The following is a 4015-nucleotide window of genomic DNA, read 5'->3' as shown; positions in this document are numbered from 1 at the left end:
TCGACTTTTTTGAATCAATTAGGAGATCATTAGACATGTCACAATTTAGGAATATAACAATTACCAAAGAAGCGAACATTTATTTTGATGGTCAAGTCACGAGCAGGACAGTACTTTTCGATGATGGTTCTAAAAAGACTCTTGGCATCATGCTTCCTGGAGCCTATGAATTTAACACAGATGCAAAAGAGTTGATGGAAATTCTTTCGGGAGGTCTGGAGATACAATTGCCTGGGGAAAGCTGGAAAAAGATATCAGGCGGGGACTCTTTTGAAGTACCTGCAAATTCAAGTTTCAAGCTAAAGATTAACAAAGTAACCGATTATTGCTGTAGCTACTTTCTATGAAACAAGAAACCGGAGACAAGAAACAAGAGGGCGAAGCGCCTGGGGCGCCCGTTTTAGCCCTCCATTGTTGCTGTCTTTAGTTTCATTGTTCGTTGTGGACTTGCGGCCCGTGTGGGGTATAAAAAACATGGGCCTAATAAACCATTGGAAGAAACTATCAGGATCTGCCGCCGCTCCAGTGCAGCCGTGTCTTCAGCACCTTGAAATAAGAGTGGGGCTCAAAGGAGATCATTTTTACGCTGTGGCGGCTTTTTTGAATGTAGATCCTGTCACAGGAAGTATCCATATCAAAGCCTTCCTGGCCGTCCAGGGTCAGAATCATATCCTCGGGACTGCCTTTCAGGCTGATTTCGACCCGGGTATGGTCCGGGATGAGCAACGGCCGATTGGTCAGGGTAAATGGACAGATAGGGGTCAAGATGGTGGATGGCACCTCGGGATGAACCACCGGCCCGCCTGCGGCCAGGGAATAGGCCGTGGAGCCCGTGGGCGTGGCCACGATCAGGCCGTCGGCCCGGTAGGTGGTCAGATAGGTGTCATCCAGATACACTGCGCATGAGGCAAGCCTTGACAGGGCCGCCTTATTAATGACCGCATCATTCAGCACATCCTCGTCCACGATGCACTGACTGTCCCGGACCACCCGGATATTAAGGCGGCTGCGCTCCTGGATAAAATAATCCCCTTTAAATACCGCCTCAACCGCCTTGAAAAGAAGATCCTCAGTGGTTTCGGCAAGAAATCCCACCTCACCGAATTTGATACCCATCAAAGGGATGTCCGAAGTACCGATATACCGGGCCACGCTTAAAAATGTGCCGTCTCCGCCAAGCACAACAATGCAGATCAGATCTTCGGGGATGGGTGGCGGTGTCTGGGCCTGGGTGTCAATGACCAGGCATCTGTTCCCTAAATGCCGAATTAATTCCCGGGCTTTGTTCTGGGCGTGGTTTTCATTTTTTATCACAAGTCCGATGCGCTGCTTACTCACGTTTTTCCTCTTGTTTGTTTTAGTGTTCAGCCTCGGCCCAGTTCGCTCCAGCACCAAAGTTGACCTTTAAAGGCACCTTCAGGGGCGTAAGGTTTTCCATAACCTGCTTTGCCATGGCCATGAGTTTGTCTTTTTCCTGTTCAGGGGTTTCAAAGATAATTTCATCGTGCACGGATAAAAGCATTTTTGATTCCATTTTCTCCGTTGCAAGGGCTGTGTGCATTTTAATCATGGCAAGCTTGATCAAATCTGCCGCACTGCCCTGGATGGGCGTGTTCACGGCAGCTCTTTGGGCAAAGTGTCGCAGATTGGCGTTGGAGGAACGGATGTCATCCAGCCTGCGTTTTCGGCCGAACAGGGTGGATACCTCGCAGGTTTCCCGGGTCTGTTCGATGGTTTTATCAATAAAGTTTTTTACCCCTGCGTACCGCTTGAAATAATTGTCAATATAAATGCCTGCCATTTTCCGGCTGATGCCCAGCTCATTTGACAGGCGGAAGGCGCTCATGCCATAGATGATGCCGAAGTTTATGGATTTGGCCTGGCTGCGCATTTCATCGGTGACAAGACCGGGCAGCACCTGGAAAACTTCTAACGCCGTACGGGTATGAATATCTTCGTCGTTCCGGAAGGATTCAATGAGAATGGGATCCTGGGCACAATGGGCCAAAAGCCGCAGTTCAATCTGGGAATAATCTGCGGAAATAAGGGTGCAGCCGTTTGCCGGGATAAAGGCCTGCCGGATTTTTTTGCCTTCGGGCTTGCGGATGGGAATGTTCTGCAGATTGGGATTGGATGATGACAGGCGGCCGGTGACGGTGATGGTCTGGTTAAAGGAGGTGTGGATCCGCCCGGTCTCCGGATGAACAAGGGAAGACAGGGCGTCCACATAGGTGGATTTCAACTTGCCGAGGGTTCTGTACCGCAACAGTTTTTCAGGCATTTCATGGGTGCCCGCAAGTTCTGTGAGCACCTGGACATCCGTGGAATATCCGGTTTTCTTCCGGGTTTTTTTTCCGGATTTAAGGCCTAATTTTTCAAACAGAATCACCCCGAGCTGCTGGGATGAATTGATGTTGAAGGTTTCCCCGGCAAGTTCGTAAATTTTCTGCTCAAGGGTTTTCAGTTCTTCGGCAAACTCCAGGGACATTTGGCCAAGCACATCCGTATCCACACGGATTCCTGCTATCTCCATTTTTGCCAGAACGGAAATTAAAGGCACCTCAATGGTTTCCATCAAAGGGGTAAGTCCCTTGTCCTCAATCTGTTTTTTCAATAGCCCATATGCCATGAAGGTCAGATCTGCGTCCTCTGCCGCATAGTCTGCGGCAAGGTCAACAGGCACTTCCTGGAATCCGATCTGGTCTTTACCCTTGCCGGTAACCTCTTCATAGGAAACCATTTTGTACCCGAAAAGGTTCATGGCGATGCGGTCCAGGCCATGGCCCCGGGTGCCGGGATTGAGCAGGTGGGAGGCAATCATGGTGTCAAACACAACGCCTTTGATCTCAATGCCGTACCGGGCGAGAACAATGAAGTCATATTTGATGTTCTGCCCCACCTTGGCGATGTCGGGGTTTTCAAGCAAGGGCTTGAAAATACGAAGGATGTCCTTTTTTTCCGGCATCTGTATCCCGCCTGTATTTGTGTGTCCCACCGGGATGTAAAACCCTGTATCATCCAGGTATGAAAAGGACAGACCCACAAGATCCGCCTGCATGGGATCGATGTTTGTGGTTTCCGTGTCAATGGCAAACACCTCCTTGGTTTCAAGCACCGACAAAAGTTTCTCCATGCCGGCAACGGTGTGAACCATTTTATAATTTTTTTTTGATTTGTCTGTTGTTCCGGAAAATTCCAGGGCAAGGGTTTTAAACTCAAATGACTGGAACAGTTCAAAGGCTTTGCGGCTGTCAAATTCCTGGAGTTGGAATTCGTCCAGGGGTTGCGTGACTTCCACATGCTGGTCAATGGTGGCAAGATCCCGGCTTAAATCGACCACTTCTTTGGATGCTGTCAGGTTTTCATACAGTTTTTTCTTTTTTTTCAGTTGGTCCAGATTATTGTAAAGATTGCTGATGGAACCGTATTCGGCAATCAATTTAATGGCAGTTTTCAGGCCCACACCTTTTACACCGGGGATGTTGTCTGAGGTGTCTCCGGCAAGGCCTAACACATCAATAAACTGCCCGGGTTCAATACCCATTTCCTCTTTTACGCCGGACCGGTCGGTGACGGTGTCTTTCATGGGATCCCACAGGGTGCAGTCATCAGTGATCAACTGGATAAAATCTTTGTCCCCTGTAACCATGACCACCTTGAATCCCTGGGCCTGGGCAATGCGGGCATAGGTGCCCACAAGATCATCCGCCTCATATCCGGTTTTCTGGATAATGGGGATGTTCAATGCATTGACAACCGCGTTGATGTCCGGGATCTGAATGGCCAGTTCTTCGGGCATGGGGGGGCGGTTGGCTTTATATTCATCAAACATTTTAAGGCGAAAGGTAGGGCCATTAACATCAAAGAAAACACCTGCGTATCTGGGTTGCTTGTCCTTATGCAGTTAAATCAGAATCCGGGTAAACCCGAATGAGGCATTGGTGGGATGCCCCTTTGACGTGGACAGTCTGCGGAAGGCATTGAAGGCCCGGTATAAAAATGCTCAGCCGACGAT

Annotated in this window: 3 protein-coding genes; 1 reads left to right on the top strand and 2 read right to left on the bottom strand. The window is 49.2% G+C overall.

Features of this window, described 5'->3' with window-relative positions:
- The coding region (locus AB7U36_RS20045; RefSeq protein WP_428161401.1) for a pyrimidine/purine nucleoside phosphorylase at positions 1 to 347 on the top strand (347 nt) is incomplete at its 5' end.
- A 157-nt stretch (positions 348 to 504) separates the two neighbouring features.
- Here AB7U36_RS20045 and AB7U36_RS20040 read toward each other — a convergent pair.
- A complete protein-coding gene (locus AB7U36_RS20040) occupies positions 505 to 1338 on the bottom strand; it encodes an NAD(+)/NADH kinase (protein ID WP_428161400.1) in 834 nt (277 codons plus the stop codon).
- Between the two features lie 19 nt (positions 1339 to 1357).
- Positions 1358 to 3904 (bottom strand): DNA polymerase I, encoded by a 2547-nt coding sequence (gene polA / locus AB7U36_RS20035; protein ID WP_428161402.1) that lies wholly within the window; start codon positions 3902 to 3904, stop codon positions 1358 to 1360.
- Positions 3905 to 4015 lie beyond the last annotated feature (111 nt).

This window comes from Desulfobacter sp. (genome assembly GCF_050177295.1).
The sequence above is the reverse complement of the archived record's forward strand: the minus strand, read 5'-3'. Positions and strand labels throughout refer to the sequence as shown.